The sequence below is a fragment of the Mesorhizobium sp. M0601 genome (genome assembly GCF_040320845.1).
Lineage (GTDB): Bacteria > Pseudomonadota > Alphaproteobacteria > Rhizobiales > Rhizobiaceae > Mesorhizobium.
The window spans coordinates 454,521-472,789 of the sequence record NZ_JAMYQK010000001.1 but is presented as its reverse complement, the minus strand read 5'-3'; the positions used below and the strand labels follow the sequence as shown (position 1 = coordinate 472,789).

At 62.9% G+C, this 18,269-nt stretch carries 13 protein-coding genes; 4 read left to right on the top strand and 9 right to left on the bottom strand.

The annotated features are described in order from the left end of the window. The first annotated feature begins 272 nt into the window (after window positions 1-272). A complete protein-coding gene (locus NKI41_RS02350) occupies window positions 273-1,367 on the top strand; it encodes a branched-chain amino acid ABC transporter substrate-binding protein (RefSeq protein WP_352470633.1) in 1,095 nt (364 codons plus the stop codon). A gap of 81 nt (window positions 1,368-1,448) precedes the next feature. Further along, entirely contained in the window at window positions 1,449-3,917 is a 2,469-nt protein-coding gene (locus NKI41_RS02345; protein WP_352470705.1) for an adenylate/guanylate cyclase domain-containing protein, read from the top strand. 280 nt (window positions 3,918-4,197) lie between these two features. Here the strand turns inward: NKI41_RS02345 and nadE are convergent, their stop codons facing one another. From nadE to NKI41_RS02305, 8 genes are all read right to left on the bottom strand, one after another. Then, window positions 4,198-5,205 (bottom strand): NAD(+) synthase, encoded by a 1,008-nt coding sequence (nadE, locus tag NKI41_RS02340; RefSeq protein ID WP_352681173.1) that lies wholly within the window; start codon window positions 5,203-5,205, stop codon window positions 4,198-4,200. Beyond that, window positions 5,202-6,764 (bottom strand): class I adenylate-forming enzyme family protein, encoded by a 1,563-nt coding sequence (locus NKI41_RS02335; RefSeq protein ID WP_352470635.1) that lies wholly within the window; start codon window positions 6,762-6,764, stop codon window positions 5,202-5,204. The genes nadE and NKI41_RS02335 overlap by 4 nt, the downstream gene beginning before the upstream one ends. A gap of 22 nt (window positions 6,765-6,786) precedes the next feature. After that, the gene (locus NKI41_RS02330) at window positions 6,787-7,050 is read right to left on the bottom strand and encodes an acyl carrier protein (protein ID WP_352470706.1); all 264 of its coding nucleotides are present in this window, start codon (window positions 7,048-7,050) and stop codon (window positions 6,787-6,789) included. 19 nt (window positions 7,051-7,069) lie between these two features. Next, a complete protein-coding gene (asnB, locus tag NKI41_RS02325; protein WP_352470636.1) occupies window positions 7,070-9,007 on the bottom strand; it encodes an asparagine synthase (glutamine-hydrolyzing) in 1,938 nt (645 codons plus the stop codon). 185 nt (window positions 9,008-9,192) lie between these two features. Next, complete coding sequence (locus tag NKI41_RS02320; RefSeq protein ID WP_352681171.1) at window positions 9,193-10,164, bottom strand: NAD-dependent epimerase/dehydratase family protein; 972 nt, start codon at window positions 10,162-10,164, stop codon at window positions 9,193-9,195. Between the two features lie 109 nt (window positions 10,165-10,273). Further along, entirely contained in the window at window positions 10,274-13,732 is a 3,459-nt protein-coding gene (gene smc / locus NKI41_RS02315; protein ID WP_352681169.1) for a chromosome segregation protein SMC, read from the bottom strand. Window positions 13,733-13,849: 117 nt separating this feature from the next. After that, window positions 13,850-14,584: a DsbA family protein gene (locus NKI41_RS02310; RefSeq protein ID WP_352470639.1), complete on the bottom strand. Its 735-nt coding sequence runs from the start codon at window positions 14,582-14,584 to the stop codon at window positions 13,850-13,852. Window positions 14,585-14,713: 129 nt separating this feature from the next. Further along, complete coding sequence (locus NKI41_RS02305; protein WP_352470640.1) at window positions 14,714-15,214, bottom strand: DUF721 domain-containing protein; 501 nt, start codon at window positions 15,212-15,214, stop codon at window positions 14,714-14,716. A 49-nt stretch (window positions 15,215-15,263) separates the two neighbouring features. Between NKI41_RS02305 and mutY the strand changes: the two genes are divergently transcribed. Next, window positions 15,264-16,376 carry an A/G-specific adenine glycosylase gene (mutY, locus tag NKI41_RS02300; protein WP_352470641.1) on the top strand — a complete coding sequence of 371 codons (1,113 nt, stop codon included), beginning with the start codon at window positions 15,264-15,266 and terminating at the stop codon, window positions 16,374-16,376. An 11-nt stretch (window positions 16,377-16,387) separates the two neighbouring features. Next, window positions 16,388-16,999, top strand: a complete 612-nt coding sequence (locus NKI41_RS02295; RefSeq protein ID WP_352470642.1) for an HAD family hydrolase — start codon at window positions 16,388-16,390, stop codon at window positions 16,997-16,999. A 65-nt stretch (window positions 17,000-17,064) separates the two neighbouring features. Here the strand turns inward: NKI41_RS02295 and NKI41_RS02290 are convergent, their stop codons facing one another. Continuing rightward, window positions 17,065-18,198, bottom strand: a complete 1,134-nt coding sequence (locus NKI41_RS02290; protein WP_352470643.1) for a site-specific DNA-methyltransferase — start codon at window positions 18,196-18,198, stop codon at window positions 17,065-17,067. Window positions 18,199-18,269 lie beyond the last annotated feature (71 nt).

The following is an 18,269-nucleotide window of genomic DNA, read 5'->3' as shown; positions in this document are numbered from 1 at the left end:
CGACCGAGTTCGACCCTTTGCCGTCATCCAGTTGGGAGCGTCGCATGACGCTCCGTGACCCAATCACGACGCTCACTCCGGTCAGTGGTAACGTCCGGATTTGGCGCGCGATTCCGACCTCAGCGAACGAAGTTATGACACGCCATTCCAGTGTATGCTTGCTTCGCCAAATTGGGTGTGCGCTGCAATAGCAGCCCGAGACAGTCGCGCTTGCCGAAGGGGCTGTCGGCTTTGACGGGATTGGCGTAAGCTACAGTTAAGGGGGTGCACACATGCACCGCATCATCGCCATACTGATCTTGGTTCTCGCGGCCGTGTTCAGCTCCGCACGGGCGGAGGTGCTGATCGGCGTCTCGGCTGCGATGACGGGACGGCTCGCCTGGATCGGCGAGCAGGGACAGCGCGGCGCGGAGATGGCAGTGGCCGACGTCAACACGGCGGGCGGCGTGCTCGGCCAGAAGGTGAGGCTCATCTCGGTCGACGACTTCTGCGATCCCGAGCAAGCTGTGGCGGCCGCCAAGAAGCTGGTGGCTGACGGGGTCGTGCTCGTCGTCGGGCATTATTGCTCCGGGGCCTCGATCCCCGCATCAAAAGTGTACGAGGAGGCGGGCGTCGTTGAGATATCCCCAGGCTCGACCAATCCGCAGCTGACCGAACAGGGCCGTGCCAATGTCTTTCGCACCATTGGCCGCGACGACGCGCAAGGTTTCATCGCTGGCAACTACCTTGCCGATCGCTGGGGCAACAAGAAGATTGCGATCCTCCACGACAACTCGACCTATGGGAAGGGTCTCGCCGACGAGACCAGGAAGCAGCTGCACAAGCGGGGCGTGACTGAGGCCGTTTACGACGCATACATTCCCGGGAAGGACGACTATTCGGCCGAGGTCGCTACGTTGCGGACCGCCGGCGTCTCCGCCTTATATGTGGGTGGGTATCATGCCGAGGTTGCGCTGATTGCTCGCGCTGCACACGACAGTGGCTACACGGTTCAGCTCATATCCGGAGATGCTTTGGCGACCGAGGAATTTGCCCTGATCGCCGGCCCCGCGGCGGAGGGGACCCTCTTCACGTTCCCGGCGGACGCGAGGCGAAGCCCCGAAGCGGCCGCGGTCGTTGAGCAGTTCCGTGCGGAGAATTTCGAACCCGCGGGCTACACGCTGTTGAGCTACTGCGCGGTCCAGGTTTGGGCCCAGGCGGTCTCGAAGGCAGGTTCGCTGGAGCCGAAGGCCGTCATTGCGGCACTGCACGAACAGGAATTCGACACGGTGATCGGCCGGGTCGATTTCGACGACAAGGGCGACCTCACGAAGCAGAGCTGGGTTTGGTACGTCTGGCGCGGCGGAGAGTACGTGCCGGTTGAATAGGGTTCGCTGATCGCCGGCGTGCCGGCTGAGATGTCTAGTCTGATGCAGACCAGTGTGGCCGGACTGTTCCGACTCGCCGAGATGCTTGAACGCCTCGGCATACGTGGCCGGCTGTTGCTCGCCTTTTTCGGGATCAGCGCCCTTGCGGTGCTGGCAACGGCTGCGGCGCTTTATGCCTTCCTCCAGGTTGGCGACGTCGTGGACCGAATTACCACGGATCGAGTGCCGTCGGCGCTCGCCTCCCTCCAGCTGTCGCGCCAGGCCGAACGGGTCGCTGCTGCCGCGCCATCGGTGCTGGCAGCGACAAGCAGGGCTCAGCACAGCGAGGTCTCGGCTGCCGTCGCGCTCGAGATGTCCCGCCTCGAGGCCCTGCGCACGGACCTCCGGGATGCCACGTTGGGCACAGTGCCTTTGGCCGAGATTGAGGAAGCCGCGATTGTTCTGAGGCGCAACCTGAAGGAGCTCGACTCTCTTGTTGTCGCCCGGCTCGACGTGGTCGCCCGCAAGGAGGAGCTCCTGAACCGCCTCGCCGCGACGACAACCGGAAGCCAGCGCCTTGTCGCCACCGGCATCCTAGTGATGGATTCCAGGCTGCCGCAATGGCGGGCGGTCGCGGCCGACACGTCGCTATCGCCCGATCGACGCGCAGCGGCGATGGCCGACCTGGTCCAGGCGATTGCGGCCTACATCCCCCAGCAGAAGGCGCAGCTGGAGATCTCGGCAGTCAACGACGCGCTGGTGAAGGTCGCGAACGCGCCGACGCCGGGCGACCTGGCGTTGATCCTTTTTCCGCTACGCCGTTCGCTCACTGCTCTTGAAAAGGTTTCCACGGAGATCGACGAAAAGCTGCGGACCCGCTTTCGGCAGCGTGTCGATGAGTTCAAGGGCTTGACCGACGGCGAGGACAGCATCCCCAAGGCGCGGGAGGACGAGTTTGCTGTCCTGGCACAGGGCGAAAGGCTTCTGGCCGAGAACAATCGACTGTCGCGCAATCTCACCGCTGGCGTCGATCGCCTGGTCGCCACGGCAGACCAGGAGATCGCTGCGTCCGGTCGCGAAGCCGCGCTCGTCCAGCGCTACGGCACCGCGGTTGTGCTCGGCTCCGCCTTCCTCAGCCTCCTGAGTTCGGTTCTGGTTGTCTGGCTCTATGTCGACCGCAGCCTCCTCGCCCGACTGGGGGCCGTGAGCCAGGGCATGCTCGCGATTGCGGGGGGCAACCTTCGTGCGCCGCTGCCAGCCGCGGGCAGCGACGAAATCGGGCGCATGGCCGAAGCGCTGAGACTTTTCCGGGATACTGCCGTCGAGGTCGAGGAAAAGAACCTGCGCGACGTTGCGGAAGCTCGTCAGCGGCTCATCGATGCCATCGAAAGCATCTCCGAAGGATTCGCTCTGTACGACGGGGAGGACCGGCTCGTCCTCAGCAACAGCCGCTACCGCGAATTGCTCTACGCCGGTCTGGAGACCGAACTGACGCCCGGCACGATATTCGAGCAAATCATTCGCCGATCCGCTGAGCGCGGCTACATCAGGGACGCCGAGGGGCGGGTCGAGGAGTGGGTCGCCGAGCGCCTCTCGCGGCACCGCAACCCTGGCGAACCTTGGGTGCAGCGGCGAGGCGACGGGCGATGGGTCATGATCAGCGAGCGGCGGATCAGCGCCGGCGGCACGGTCGCCGTCTATTCGGACATCACTGAGCTGAAGCAAAGGGAGGAGAACCTCGCCGAGAAATCCGTGGTTCTGGAGGCGCTTTCCAGCAAGCTGGCGAAGTATCTGGCGCCCCAAGTGTATCGCTCGATATTCACCGGCCGCCAGGAGGTCAGGATCGCCAGCCAGCGGAAGAAACTGACAATATGCTTCTCCGATATCGCGGGCTTTACCGAGACCACTGACAAAATGGAATCCGAGGATCTCACCCAACTCCTCAATCACTATTTGACGGAAATGTCGAAAATTGCTTCGGATCACGGCGCGACGATCGACAAATATGTCGGCGACGCGATCCTGATGTTTTTCGGCGATCCCGAGACTCGCGGCGTCAAGGAGGACGCGCTGGCTTGCGCGCAGATGGCACTTGCAATGCAAAAGCGGATTAGCGAGCTTGCCGAAGTCTGGCGGGACATGGGGATCGAAACACCGCTGCGCTGTCGCATCGGCATCCATACCGACTACTGCACCGTCGGTAACTTCGGCAGCGAGGACCGGATGGACTACACGATAATCGGCGGCGCCGTGAATCTCGCCTCGCGCCTGGAGCAGGAGGCGCCGCCGGGGACAATCCTCATTTCCTACGAGACGTTTGCGCAAGTGAAGGACGCAATCGACTGTGAAGAACTGGGGCAAGTCCAGGTCAAGGGGATCGCTTATCCCGTCGCCACCTACCGCGTCATCGATCTGAAGGCCAATTTGGCGGCCGCTCGTCGTGCTGTTCGGACCGAGCTGCCGCACTTCAGGTTGGAACTTGAACCGGAGCTGATGTCCCCTGACGAGCGTGGCGATGCCGCCAATGCACTTCGAGACGCGCTGGATCGGCTTCGTCACAAGCCTGGGTAGTAGGGCTTGGTCCACAACGACCCCTCCCAATGGACACAAGGAGTGGGATGTGGGACGCCGCTCATTGGCGCTGTCGATGCGAAGGCCGCAGAACGGTCGCGGTCAGTCTTCGAACTCGGGCGGAACGTCGGCATCGGAGCCGAGACTTAACATTCACGGCATCACTGGCATGGGTCCGGATATGGCGCAACGTGCTCGTTCTCGCAGATGAGACGAACGGCAACTTCCCGCCCATCTCGGCCATGACGGCGGCCTGGGACGTGGCCGGTCTCGAAGCAGGTCAGGTACCGAGTTCTTCGACTTCCTCGACGAGTTGCGGACGCATGTGCAGATAACGCGTCGCCTTGCGTTTGGCGATGATATCGGCCCAGACGTGTTCCACTTGTGAGGCGGCCAACCCCGCCGCCTGCCCCACCACCTCAGCCGCCACGCCGTTGTTGAGACCGTAAAGGCAAAGATCCATACGGTCATAGGGAAGCGAGAAGTAGAACTCCTCCTGGGTCTGCGCCAGCGAGTAGGTATCGGTGGTCGGAGGCCGGTTGCGGATTTCTTCCGGAATACCGAGATGGGCCGCAAGCGCATAGACCTGTGTTTTATAGAGGTGGGCAATCGGCTTGACGTCCGCGGCGCCGTCACCGTTCTTCACGAAGAAACCCTGATCGTATTCCAGCCGGTTCGGGGTTCCAAGAACGGCGAAGTTCAGGCGATCCGCATGATAGTATTCAATCTGCTTGCGGGTGCGCTGCTTCATATTGGTAGCGGCGACGACGCCGAGATAGACAGGCAGCGGCATTCTCCGTTTCGTCTGCTTGCCCTCCGGGTCTTGCACCACCAGGGACGAGATATTGTAGCCCCCGCCCTCAAGGGCGTTCGCGATCACGATCTTCGAAGCCCAGCCTTCGCCGTATTCCGGGACCAATTCGCGGATGAAGGCGTCGCGACGCCTGTAGCAGCCCATTGCGCGCAGGATCGGCCCGATATCCTCCGTCACAGCCTCGACACCGAAAGTTTCGGCGACGAGGCGGCCGAGCCGCAGACTTTCAGGATCGGAATCGCTTTCCGGCATGAACAGGCAAAGCACATTCTTGGGGCCAACGGCTCGTACCGCCAACGCGACCGACACGCTCGAATCGATCCCGCCCGAAAGACCGAGCACAAGGCCCCGCTTGCGAATCCCGCGCAACTGCTGGCGCAAGGCCGTTACGATACGGTCCGTTTCGGTGATCAGGTCGATTGCCAGAGCCTGCGCCAGAAAGGTCCGCGCATCCTCGGTCGGGCGAACATTCATTGCGCGGCCTCCATGGTTTCTGCCGCAAGCCGACGGCTGACCTTGCCGGTATCGGTCTTCGGCAGCTCGCGGCGGAACTCGACGACCTTGGGGACCATGAAGTCCTCAAGGTGGCGTGCACAGTGACGTATGATATCCTTTTCGGTAAGCGCCGGGTCGGACCGTACTATAACTGCGCCGATCGCATGCCCGAGCACGGGATCCGGCACACCGACAACCACCGCTTCCGCGATGCCCGGATGAGCGTGAAGCACGGCTTCCACTTCCTTGGGCGCCACCTTCTCTCCCCGCGACTTTATGATGTCGTCCTTGCGGCCGACGAAATAAAGAAAGCCTTCCTCATCGGCCCTGAAAAGATCGCCGGTGTAGAGAACCTTCTCCCAAGGGTTCGGACCCCGGCGCAGGGCTCGTGCCGTCGCAGCTTCGTTTCGCCAATAACCCTGCATGACGTGCGGCCCGCGAATGACCAGCTCACCCGCTACGCCCGGCGGCACCCGTTGCCCCTCGTCGTCGACGACAAAGGCTTCGGTGTTCGGAATGGCTATTCCGACCGAGCCCGGCCGGCGGTCGAGCTCCTCGGGCGGCAGATAGGTGCAGCGCTTGCATTCCGTCAGGCCATACATCGAATAGAGCCTGACACCGGGGAAAAGGAACCGAAGGCGTTCTATGTGAGGCGGCGGCAAGGCAGCCGCCGTGTTGGAAATATAGCGAAGGCTGGGCAGGAAGCCCGGCGCCAGGTCCCTCAACTGCAGGATCATCGCTGCCATCGTGGGCACGAGCGGAAGCCCGGTGACGCCTTCCTGGCGGATGCGTTCAAAGACCGCCTGGGGAAAAGCGAAGGACTTCTCGAGCACGAGCGTGGCGCCGAGCCTGACGGCCATCAGCAATTGATAGAGGCCGTAGTCGAAAGCGAGGGGCAGAACATTCAAGATGATGTCGTCGGGCGAGTTGCGCAGGTAGTTGGTGATGGAGTCGGCCGCCGCGTCGCAATTGCGGTGCGTCATCATCACACCCTTGGGCCGGCCGGTCGAGCCCGAGGTGTAGATCAACATCGCAAGATCGACGTCAACGCCGCGATGGTCAATCTCCCTGACTTGGACCGTCAAGCACTCCGCCAGGGATGTGGCCCCTGCCGGGCATTGGCTATCGGCAGCAACGGTGGAAGCCACGAAGATGCCGGTCTTGCCGGAGGACGTCTCGCCGGAGGATCCGGACGCCTCGGCGACCACGGGCATCAGTCTTGCTTGCGTGAGGATCGCGGCGGCATCGCAATCGGCGATGATGTAGGCTAGCTTTTCGGCCTTGGTGGATGCGTTGATCGGACTGAAAGTCGCGCCTGCTTTAAGAACTGCGAAAATCGAAACCGCAGCCTCCCAGCAATTGTCCATGAAGATCAGCACCCGGTCGTCGCGCCTGACGCCATTCAAAAAAAGGGCGGCGGCCAAGCGGCTCGAGAGATCGTCCAGCTCTTTGTAGCACAGCCTTTTGTGCTCGGTGATCAATGCCGTTTTGGCTGGATGGGCAGCGGCCTTCGCCGTCAGAAAATGTTCGATCCGCACGGACGCTCCTCACCGATGGCGCCTATGCTGCCAGCGCTTCTGCTTTTGCCTTGACGAAGGCTGAGATACGGTCAATCGAATCCAGATTGGCCGGTACGATGTCGGCATCGACCATCGCTATGCCAAAATCATCCTCTATGAATGCCACTAGCTCCAACACGGCCGTCGAGTCGATGATGCCGTTCTCGATCAGTGATGCGGTGTCTGCAAGCTCGTAGGACGTGTCGCCGAACAGGAAGTTGTCGACGATAAAGGTTTTGACCTTGTCCTTGATTGCTACCATGATTTTTCATTCCCTCGATTTCTCAGGCCGCTCGTGCTTCACCGACCTTTTCGCCGGTGAAAATCTTCTGCCACAGTTGCGCCGACAAAATGCCGACGAAAGCCGCATTGTCGCGGAATCCGGACGCTGGCTGCAAGCGGCATTTCTCGTGCAGGTTCGCCACCGCCTTGGCGTTGAATAGTCCTCCGGAGGCGATACTCGCCTCGCTCAGCGAGTCGCGTACGTAGTCCAATTCTCCGGCTCCCACGAAGGAGCGGGCTTCCGGCGCCCGGTAAGGCTGTTTGGTGCGCTCGCGGATGGCCGTCGGAAGCAGGTGCTTGGCAGCTTTGCGCAATATGTGTTTTTCCACCAGTCCCTTCAGCTTCATCTCCGGCGGAAGTCTTGCCGCAAACTCCACCAAGCGATGGTCAAGGAAGGGGAACCGCCCTTCGATACCGTGCGCCATGGCCATGCGATCGCCCTGGCTGGAGAGGATGTAGCCCGGCAGGAGGAAGCGGGTTTCTAGATATTGCGCCTGATGCAGCGGATGCCACCGGGAAAACGCCTCAGGCAACCGGCTGGCCAGGTCCTCGGCTGCGTCATACCCCTTCAATGTCGCGCGCAGGTCACCGGAAAAGAACATCTTCGCCGCTGATGTGGTCTTGAAACGCGGCCGATGCGAGAACAGCGGATCGTCCAGGGCAGCGCTGCCGGTTCCGAAGAACGCAGCCAGGTACTCCACGGACTGCTGTTGCAGGCCCGGCAGATAGGGATAAAGCTTGCGGAACAGTTGTGGCCTTATGCGCGATGCCGGCTGTCGCGCGCAGAAACGGCGAACCCGCGCTTCCTTGAAGACATCATAGCCGGCAAAGACCTCGTCGGCGCCTTCGCCTGTCAGCACTACTTTCAAACCGGCCTGGCGAACGAGGCCGGACAGTTGATAGAGGGGGGCTGGGGCCGTGCGGATGATCGGCCGCTCGGTAAAGCGGATGACTTCGGGAAACGCACCGGCGATATCGCCGGCACGACACGCAATGGTTCGATGGCGTGTGCCAAGTGCTGACGCCATTTCGGTCTGGAAGGCGCTTTCGTCATGCTCGCCGCTGTCGAACGTCACGGAAAATGTCTGCAGCTTAAGAGGAGTCATGCCGGCCGCGAGTGCCGAAACGAGGGATGAATCGAGCCCGCCCGAAAGGTAAGAACCGACCGGCACGTCGGCGCGCATGCGAAGCCTCACCGCGTCGGTCAACAGGGCCTGCAGTTCCTCGGCCGCGTCGTCCTCATTGGTGATCTTCGATGGCCTATCCGGATACGGGTAGTCTAGGTGCCAATATGGTTTGACCGTGACTTGCCCCTGTGTCGCGATCATCACGCTTGCCGGCTCCAGCTCGTGGATGTTGCGGAAAGCCGTGCGTGGAGCGATCGGCGCCCACAGCGTAAAGATCTGGTCGAGTGCAATTGGATCGATTTCGGCCGAGACGCCGGGTACCGTCAGCAGGGCCTTTATCTCCGACGCAAAGTAGAGCACCCCGTCCTTGCTGGTGTAGAACAGCGGCCGAACACCCATGCGGTCTCTTGCAAGCACCATCCGCCGCCGCCGGTTATCCCAAATCGCGAAGGCGAAATCACCGTTCAGGAGCGACAGACAGTCTTCGCCCATCTCGTCATACAGCTGCAGGAGAACCTCTGTGTCGCTCGACGTGCGGAAGCGTCGGCCCTTGGCCAGCAGCCCTTCGCGCAATTCCACGTAGTTGAAGATCTCGCCGTTGAACGCAACCGTCAAATCGCCGGTTTCGTCGGACATCGGCTGCTGGCCATCACCAATCCCAATCACCGACAGCCGCGCATGCCCAAGTCCAGCCTCGGGCGCTACGAATTTCCCTTGTTCATCCGGCCCGCGATGGGCGATCGCAGACGTCATGCGCGCAAGCAAAGCTTCCGCATCCCGGACTGAACCGAAATAGCCCCCGAATCCGCACATCCACCCAGCTCATACTGAACAGCAAGCCACGAAACATAGCGGTCATAAGCGCCTCAAAGGTTAATCGGATACGTTTCAGCGAGCATGTGGTTAACAGGATGTTAGGACAAAATGATGCTTTTTGCGGACCGACTTGCGCCCCACTTCAGATGTCAGCTTGAAGGCATCACGGCGAGCGGTGCAAATCACTGCTTCGAGTACGGCCGGTACCAGTCGACAAACCTCTTCAGCCCGTCCTCTATCGAAACGCTAGGCCTGAAGCCGAAATCCCGCTCCAGCGCGGTCATGTCGGCGTAGGTCTTCTCGACGTCGCTCGCCTGCATCGGCTCGTTGTGGCGGATTGCCTTGACCTTGAGCAGCCTTTCCAGAATGTCGATGAAGTCGCCCAGACGCACCGGCCGGTTGTTGCCGACATTGTAGAGCCTGTTCGGCGGAACGTCAGCCGCCGGCGGCTTGTCGAGCACGGCGACAACCGCCTTCACAACATCGTCTATGTAGGTGAAATCGCGCCACATTTCGCCATTGTTGAAGACCCGGATCGGCTTGCCCTTGAGCATCGCCTGGGTGAACATCCAATAGGCCATGTCGGGACGGCCCCAGGGACCGTAGACCGTGAAAAACCGCAGGCCGGTCTGCGGTATGCCGAACAGATGGGCGTAGGTGTGGCTCATCAACTCATCGGTTTTCTTGGTGGCGGCGTAAAGCGAAACGGGCTTGTCGACCTGATCGGCTTCGCTGAACGGCACGCTGCGGTTGCCGCCATACACCGAGCTCGACGAGGCATAGACCAGATGCTCGAATGCCGGTTCGGCGCGACAGAATTCGAGCACTTCGAGGTGGCCCATGACATTGGAGCGGATATAGAGCCGCGGATTGTCGAGTGAGTGGCGCACGCCCGCCTGCGCGGCAAGGTGCACGATCCTAACGATGCCTTGCCCGGCCAAAGCGGCTGCAAGCGCGCCCTGTTCGGCAATATCGATCTGGTGGAACGAAAAATCCTTATGGGGCAGAAGGCCGGCAAGCCGCCCCTTTTTGAGCGCCAGGTCGTAATAGTCGTTCATGTTGTCGACGCCGACGACCGCTTCTCCCCGGTCGAGCAGATGGTGGCAAACGTGGCTGCCAATGAACCCCGCGGCTCCGGTGACAAGTATAGGCAACAAGCTTCTCCACGCGCATAGCCGGGCCGGTATCTGGAGCGGCAGATCCGGCCCATTTTGTCGTGCTATAGTCGAAAGCCGAGGTGGAGACCACCATTAAGCTGATGCGTCAGCTTGCCTCGCGCATGGCTTCGGCCGCCTGCAGGTCAACCGACACCAGTTGGCTGACGCCTTGCTCGGCCATGGTCACCCCAAACAGCCGGTCCATGCGCGCCATGGTGATCGGGTTGTGTGTGATGATGACGAAGCGCGTTTCGGTGGTTGCGGCCATTTCGTCCATCAGATTGCAGAAACGCTCGACATTGTGGTCATCGAGCGGCGCGTCGACTTCGTCGAGCACGCAGATCGGCGCCGGGTTGGTCAGGAACACGGCGAAGATCAGCGACATCGCCGTCAACGCCTGCTCGCCGCCGGACAGCAGCGTCATCGTCTGCGGCTTCTTGCCGGGCGGACGCGCCAGGATCTCGAGCCCCGCTTCGAGCGGATCGTCGGACTCGATCAGTTGCAGCTCGGCGGTGCCGCCGCCGAACAGATGCGAAAACAGCCGTTGAAAATGGCCGTTGACCACCTCGAAGGCGGCGAGCAGCCGCTCGCGGCCTTCGCGGTTCAGGCTATGGATCGCCTGTCGCAGCTTCCGGATCGCCTCGATGATGTCGTCGCGCTCGGAGACGATGGTCTCCAGCCGGTCCGACAGTTCCTTCTGCTCCTCCTCGGCGCGCAGATTGACGGCACCGAGCCGTTCGCGTTCGACCTTCAGCCGGTCGAGCTGACGCTCGATCTCGGCCATTTCGGGCATCGGGCTGTCGGGTTCGAGGCCGGTGTGGCGGATAACCAGATGCGGCGGCGTGTTCAGCGTTTCCTGGATGCGCGCCTCGACTTCCAGCCGACGCTCGTCGGCGGCGGTCAGCCGCTCTTCGGCGCGAACGCGGGATTCGCGCGCCTCGGCCAGCGACTGGATGGCAGCAGTCGCAGCCTTGTCCAGCTCGGACTGGCGGTTCTCCGCTTCCTGCAAGCGGTCGCCCGCCGCCTTGCGCAGGCTTTCGGCCTCGGCGAGTTGCGACAGCAGGGCGCGCCGCTTGGCGTCGATCTCGTCGGGGGCGTCGGCCAGTTGCTCGCGCTCGGCCTCGGCCTCCGCCTTGCGTTCGCCGAGCGCCGCGATCTGTGTCGAGGCGTTTTCGGCTCGCTCCACCCAGTTGCACCGTTCCGCGCCGATGGCATCGAGCCGACGCGCACGTGCCTCGGCTTCCCGCCTCAGGCCCTCGTGAACGGCACGCGCATCGGCAAGGGCGGCGCGGTCGCGGGCGACGTTGGCCGCCGACTGCTCGAGCTGCAATTGCAGATCGCCGAGATCGGGCGCGTCCTGCAGCAGCATTTCCGCCTCGACGAATGCCGCCGCCGTTTCCTCATGGCTGTCGACAATGCGTGCGCGCGCCTCGTCAAGTGCTGCACGCCGGCTCGACAGCTCGCCGCCGGCTCTTTCGGCCTCGGCCAGCGTATTGCGGGCAGCATCGAGCCCGTGCTGGGCATCGCGTCCGGCCTGTCGGGCGTTGCGTTCGGCCTCGCTCGCCTGGGCACGCGCCTGTTCGGCCCGGGCAAGGGCTTGTTCAGCTTCGCGCAGGGCGCGCGTGGCATGGACTACTTCGGCATCGAGCTCGGCCAGCCGGTTTTTCTGCGCCAGCCGCTGCGCGGCGGCGGTCGGGGCATCGGCGCTGGCGGTGAAGCCGTCCCAACGCCAGAGCGCGCCTTCGCGGCTGACCAGCCGTTGACCGGGAGCAAGCAGCGTCTGCAGCCGTCTTCCGTCGGCGGCTTCGACAATGCCGATCTGGGCCAGCCTGCGGGCCAGCTGTGCCGGCGCACGCACAACGCTGGCGAGGCTCCTTATGCCTTCGGGCAATGCGGCGTCGGCAGGCTGGATTTCGCTCTGGCCCCAATGCACCGGCGCACTGCGGTCGAGCGGCACGTCGAGATCTTCGCCAAGCGCGGCACCCAGCGCCGTCTCGTAGCCACGCTCGACGCTGATCTGCTCCAGCACCGAGGGAAATAGATCGCCGCTGGCGGCGTTGAGGATCTTGGCCAGCGTGCGGGCCTCGGTTTCGATCCGCGCCAGCTCGGCCTTTGTGTCCTGAACCGGTGGGCGGGCAGCACTTTCGTCTGCACGCGCCTCGGCGACCGCCTGTTCGGCGGCAATGGCGGCTGCCTCGGCCTTTTCGAGCAGCGCCAGCGCCTGATCGACCAGTAGCCGCTTCTCGGCGGGATCGGGCAGGCCGGCGACCCTGGAGACGATCTCCGACAGTTCGCGGTCGACATCGGCAAGCTGGCGGGCAAAGCGGTCGCGGCGCTCAGCGGTGTCGCGCAGCGTCCGTTCGATCTGGTTGCGCGAGGCGGCAGCCTCCGCCCGTTCGGCGGTCAGCGCGGCGAGCCTGACCTCGCTCGAGGCAAGCGTCGATGCCGCCTGCTCGAAAGCCGCGCGGGTGCTGGCCTCGCGCTCGGCGGCGCCGGCGTTTTCGGCATTGAGCGCGGCTTCTTCGGCGGCGAGGCGTTCGAGGATATCCGCATTATCGCGGACCATGCGCTCCTCACGGGCAAGGTCGCCATCGAGCTGTTGCAGTCGGCGGTCGAGCTCTGCCTGGCGGGCGCGGATGCGGCCCGCCTCTTCCTCGATCTGCGCCTTGGCGATCGACAGACGCTGGAAGGCGGCGGCGGCAGCGGCTTCCGCATCGCGCAAGTCCGGCAGCCGGTGGGCGTTGATACCTTGTTCCCTGACGGCAGCCATCTGGGCGGCGGCACGGTCGCCGACCAGCGCGGTGGCAATCGCCAGCGCCGAACGCGCTTCCCCTTCCTGCGTCTTGGCCAGCGTCCAGCGCAGATGCAGCAGCGTCGCTTCGGCCTTGCGGATGTCGGCCGACAGGTTCTTGAAGCGCGAGGCCTGGCGAGCCTGGCGTTTCAGGCTTTCAATCTGGCTTTCCAGCTCGCCGACGACGTCGTCCAGCCTTTCGAGGTTCTGTTCCGCCGCCTTCAGCCGCAGCTCGGCTTCGTGGCGGCGCGTATGCAGGCCGGAAATTCCGGCCGCCTCTTCCAGCAGCGCGCGGCGCGCTTGCGGCTTTGCCTGGATCAGCTCGCCGATGCGGCCCTGGCCGACCATCGAGGGCGAGCGGGCGCCGGTCGACTGGTCGGCGAACAGCAGCTGCACGTCCTTGGCGCGAGCCTCCTTGCCGTTGATGCGGTAGAGCGAGCCGGCCTCGCGCTCGATGCGGCGCGAGACCTGCAACTCATCGGCGTCGTTGAAGGCGGACGGCGCGGTGCGGTCGCTATTGTCGAGGAACAGCGTGACTTCGGCGGTGTTGCGGGCCGGACGCGTTCCCGAGCCGGAAAAGATGACGTCGTCCATGCCGGACGCACGCATGTTCTTGTAGGAGCTTTCGCCCATAACCCAGCGCAGCGCCTCGACCAGGTTCGACTTGCCGCAGCCGTTCGGCCCGACTATGCCGGTCAGGCCGCGTTCGATGACGAACTCGCCGGGTTCGACGAAGGATTTGAAGCCGAGCAGGCGAAGGCGCGAGAACTTCATTCGCGCCGGCCCATAGCCAAGTTTCGCAACGCTGTTCCGCGGTTTTGCAAGGAGACCCCGCGGCAAGACAAAGAAGTGCGTACGCCGAAGCGACGCCGCTTCGGCGCTGCCGAAACGTCAGAGCAGAGGGTCGATGATGGCCGACATTTCCGCAATCGACATCGCCCCTTTGTAGGTCTTTCCGTTGATGAAAAAGGTCGGTGTGGAATCGACCTTGAATTCGTCGGCGCCGCGCTTCTGGACGGATCTCACATCGTCCAGAAGTTTCTGGTCCGTCAAGCAGGCCTCGAAGGACTCCTGTGTAAAACCGGCAAGCTTGGCGATTTGCAGCAGCGCGTCCTTGGTATTGTTCACACCAACCCAGTTCGCCTGCTGCCTGAACAGCACATCGACCATCGGGAAATAGTTGTCCTTGGAGCATCGCGCCAGCATGAAACCGGCCTCCGCGCTGGGATCGAACGGAAACTCGCGCAGTATGTAACGGGCCTTGCCGGTGTCGATATATTTCGTCTTCAGCTCCGGAAAAGTGGTCTCGGCGAAATGCGCGCAATGCGGGCAGGTCATCGATGCATATTCGACTATGGTGACCTTTGCATCGTCCTTGCCGAGTTGCATGTCGGGCAATGCGCCGGGCTTCAGCAGTGCTGCCATATCGACCGTGCCCTGAGCCTCCGGCGCCGCCGCGGCGGCCGGAGCGGCCGGAGCGGCCGGCTTCGCAGGTTCCGGAGCCGCAGGCTTCACATCCTGCGCCTCGGCTTTCTCGCCCGAGTCGCTGCAGGCGGCAAGCAGCGCCACCGCTGGTATTGCGACCAGCGAAGTCAAAAGGTTTCTGCGGGACAAGGAACGGATCATACGAATCACCTGGCAATAGTTGGATTTTGCAATGCAAAGTCTACAAAAAGCGAGAGTTGGCGCGAATTAAGGCATTACCGCCCCTATTCCAATCGCCAAATCCGGGCATACCATCACGATAGCGCGAGATCACGGTTTCTTTTGACCGAGAATGGTGGCGCCAAGCCGCTCTAGCGAGGCGCGCAGCCCGCCGTCCTCGATCAAACCAACGGTGCCCGACAGCTTCGCTTTCTCGGCCGCAGTCAATGGCCGCAAACTGGGTTTCGGCTTGTCCTTGCCCGCCATTACCGGCTTCTGCACGATCCTGATCCGGCCGATCGCATTGAAACCGAGGAAGGCATTGACCCGGTTGATGATCTCGCCGGTCTCGTGCTGCAGATGCAGCGCCGCCACGCCCTCGCAGGCAACCACCAGCACCGCCGGTTCGAAAGGATCGTCCTCGTGCATGCGGCGCGGCCACTGGATCTTTTCCGGGCGCGAGCGGCCGGCAAGCCGCGGCCCAGCAATTTCTTCCCATGACTGGACCAGTCCGATCGACATACCGGCCCGTTTGCGCAGCACTGGGTCGAGGATCTCGGTTGCGAGATCGCTCACCGGAACGGGATTGCCGAAGGGCCTTTTCCCTGCCATTTGCGTTCTCCAGCTTCAGCACTAATGGATTAGGGCCGACCCTCGATCAATGGCACTGCACGACCAGACCCGCAAGGCCGTATCCGGAGACAATGTCGAGATCGCCTCCCGGCTGCTTGCCTGGTACGACGCGCATCACCGCGACTTGCCCTGGCGCGTTTCACCGCGCGCGCTGGCGGGCGGGGCGCGGCCCGATCCCTATCTGGTCTGGCTTTCCGAGGTGATGCTGCAGCAAACCACGGTCGAGGCGGTAAAATCCTATTTTCGGGCGTTCGTGCAGAAATGGCCAACGGTCCAGGCGCTGGCGGCGGCACCGACCGAAGACGTCATGAAGGCCTGGGCCGGGCTCGGCTATTATTCCCGCGCCCGTAACCTCAAAGCCTGTGCCGATCTCGTCGCGCGGCAAGGCGGCCGCTTTCCGGACAGCGAGTCCGCCTTGAAGGAACTGCCCGGCATCGGCGCCTATACGGCGGCGGCGATCGCAGCGATCGCCTTCGACCGACCAGCCGCGGTCGTCGACGGCAATGTCGAACGGGTCGTCTCACGGCTGTTTTCGATCGCCACGCCGCTGGGCGAGGCCAAGGGCGAGATACGCGGCCAGGTCGAACGCATGGTTCCCCCGACAAGGCCCGGCGACTTCGCGCAGGCGATGATGGACCTGGGCGCGACGATCTGCACGCCGCGACGGCCCCGCTGCATGCTCTGCCCCGTTCGCGAGAATTGCAGCGCCACGATCTCGGGCGACCCCGAACGCTTTCCGGTCCGCCTGCCCAAGGCCGAAAGACCCTTACGCCGCGGTGCCGCCTTCGTTGCCGTCAGGTGCGACGGCGCCATCCTTCTGCGCAAGCGCGCGGACAAAGGCCTGCTCGGCGGCATGACTGAGGTGCCGACGACCGGCTGGACGGCGCGCATAGACGGCGCTACCACGGAAGCGGCGGCCCCGCTCCCCGGCAACTGGCAGCAGGCCGGACGCATCGGCCATATCTTTACCCATTTTGCGCTTGAACTCGACGTGTTCAAGGCGGAGACCGACGTTGCCGCCCCGGTCGGGCATTTCTGGTCGCTGGCCCATGAAATTTCCGGGGAAGCGCTGCCGAGCGTCATGAAAAAGGTAATCGAAGCGGCGATACCGGGCGCGACGAAAAAGCAGCGGCCGCGTTGAAAGAGAGAAGAATGACTGAAATCCGCCACATCGTTTTCGACATCGGCAAAGTGCTGATCCACTATGATCCGGACCTGCCCTTCAGTCGCTTGATCCCCGATCCCGACGAACGGAAATGGTTCTTCGACAATGTCTGCACGCATGATTGGAACATCGAGCAGGATCGCGGCCGCAGTTGGGAAGAGGCCGAAGCGCTGGCGATCGCGCAATATCCCGAGCACGCCGAAAATATCCGCAATTTCCGCCGGCACTGGCACGAGATGGTGCCTCACGCCTATGAGGACAGCGTCGCCATCATGATCGGCCTGATCGACAGCGGCCATGACGTGACGATGCTCACCAATTTCGCTGCAGATACGCTCGCCGAGGCCCGCGAGCGCTTCGATTTCCTCAATCGGCCGCGCGGCGTCACCGTTTCCGGCGACATCCGCCAGATCAAGCCGGATCGCGCCATCTATGACCACCACGTCGCCGCGTTCAGCCTCGAGCCGTCAGCGACGCTGTTCATCGACGACAGCCAGAAGAACGTCGACGGCGCCAAGGCGGCGGGCTGGCAGTCGGTGCTGTTCACCGATGCAAAGACGCTCAGGGCGGACCTTGAGAGTCTTGGGATCAAAGTGTGATTTGAATCGGTTCCAGGAGTTGGTTGAGCCTTCGCATTAACCGATCTGCCGCAACTCGGAAGCCGTCAGGCGCCCGCCCGCTCCATGCCTAGCCGAGCAATGCGGCGAAGCTCGTCGATCGGGGTCAGGCCGCCGCTGCGCTCATAATGCCAGAAGGTCCATCCGTTGCAGGCGTCCAGCCCCTGCACCTCGGCGCCGATCTTGTGGATCGACCCGGCACTGTCGCCGATGGCCAGCGTGCCGTCGGCGCGCACTTTTGCCGCCCAGCGCTTCTTGGCGTCGTAGAGCGTGGCGCCTGGCGCCACCAGGCCATTGTCGAGAAGGGTGACGAAGGCGACGCGCGGCTCGGCGCGCTTGCCGGTCAGTACCGTCAAATTGGCGCCTTCCAGCGGCCGGACCGCATCGATACGTTCCATGGCGGCATCGATATAGGTTTGTTCGCGCTCGATGCCGACGAAGTGGCGGCCAAGCCGCTTGGCCACAGCCCCGGTGGTGCCTGAACCGAAGAACGGGTCGAGCACGATGTCGCCCGGCCTGGTCGATGCCGTCATGACGCGGGCAAGCAACGCTTCCGGCTTCTGCGTCGGATGCAATTTGTCACCATTGTCGTTCTTCAGGCGCTCGCCGCCGGTGCAGATCGGAAACAGCCAGTCCGAGCGCATCTGGACGTCGTCGTTCGACGCCTTCAGCGCCTCGTAGTTGAATGTGTAACCCTTGCCCTTCTGGTCGCGCGATGCCCAGATCATCGTCTCATGCGCGTTCTGGAAACGGCGGCCACGGAAATTCGGCATTGGATTGGTCTTGCGCCAGACGACGTCGTTGAGGATCCAGAAGCCCAGGTCCTGCATCTTGGCGCCGACCCTGAAAATATTGTGGTAGGAGCCGATAACCCAGATCGTGCCGTTGGGCTTCAACACACGGCGCGCCGCCAGCAGCCAGGCGCGGGTGAAGGCGTCGTAGGCCTCAAAACTGTCGAACTGGTCCCAATGGTCGTCGACGGCATCGACCTTGGATTGATCGGGCCGGTGCAGATCGCCATCGAGCTGCAAATTATAGGGCGGATCGGCGAAGATCACGTCGATCGACTTTTCCGGCAGCCGTTCGAGCGCGGCGACGCAGTCGCCCTTCAGGATCGTATCCAGCCACTCGGATTGCTGGGGAACATCGGAAAGCTCGTCGAGAAGACGCACGGCAGACATTGTGACACCCAAGGCACGCGTTACTGTTTACTGTCCGTTATGGTTACCGATCAGCGTAAATATTCAGTGAA

What these genes read in the sequence shown, in the direction of transcription:
- smc (WP_352681169.1), bottom strand. Translation starts at nt 13,732, where the DNA reads ATGAAGTTCTCGCGCCTTCGCCTGCTCGGCTTCAAATCCTTCGTCGAA.
- NKI41_RS02290 (WP_352470643.1), bottom strand. Translation starts at nt 18,198, where the DNA reads ATGTCTGCCGTGCGTCTTCTCGACGAGCTTTCCGATGTTCCCCAGCAA.
- NKI41_RS02345 (WP_352470705.1), top strand. Translation starts at nt 1,449, where the DNA reads ATGCTTGAACGCCTCGGCATACGTGGCCGGCTGTTGCTCGCCTTTTTC.
- mutY (WP_352470641.1), top strand. Translation starts at nt 15,264, where the DNA reads ATGGCACTGCACGACCAGACCCGCAAGGCCGTATCCGGAGACAATGTC.
- nadE (WP_352681173.1), bottom strand. Translation starts at nt 5,205, where the DNA reads ATGAATGTTCGCCCGACCGAGGATGCGCGGACCTTTCTGGCGCAGGCT.
- NKI41_RS02310 (WP_352470639.1), bottom strand. Translation starts at nt 14,584, where the DNA reads ATGATCCGTTCCTTGTCCCGCAGAAACCTTTTGACTTCGCTGGTCGCA.
- NKI41_RS02305 (WP_352470640.1), bottom strand. Translation starts at nt 15,214, where the DNA reads ATGGCAGGGAAAAGGCCCTTCGGCAATCCCGTTCCGGTGAGCGATCTC.
- NKI41_RS02350 (WP_352470633.1), top strand. Translation starts at nt 273, where the DNA reads ATGCACCGCATCATCGCCATACTGATCTTGGTTCTCGCGGCCGTGTTC.
- NKI41_RS02295 (WP_352470642.1), top strand. Translation starts at nt 16,388, where the DNA reads ATGACTGAAATCCGCCACATCGTTTTCGACATCGGCAAAGTGCTGATC.
- asnB (WP_352470636.1), bottom strand. Translation starts at nt 9,007, where the DNA reads ATGTGCGGATTCGGGGGCTATTTCGGTTCAGTCCGGGATGCGGAAGCT.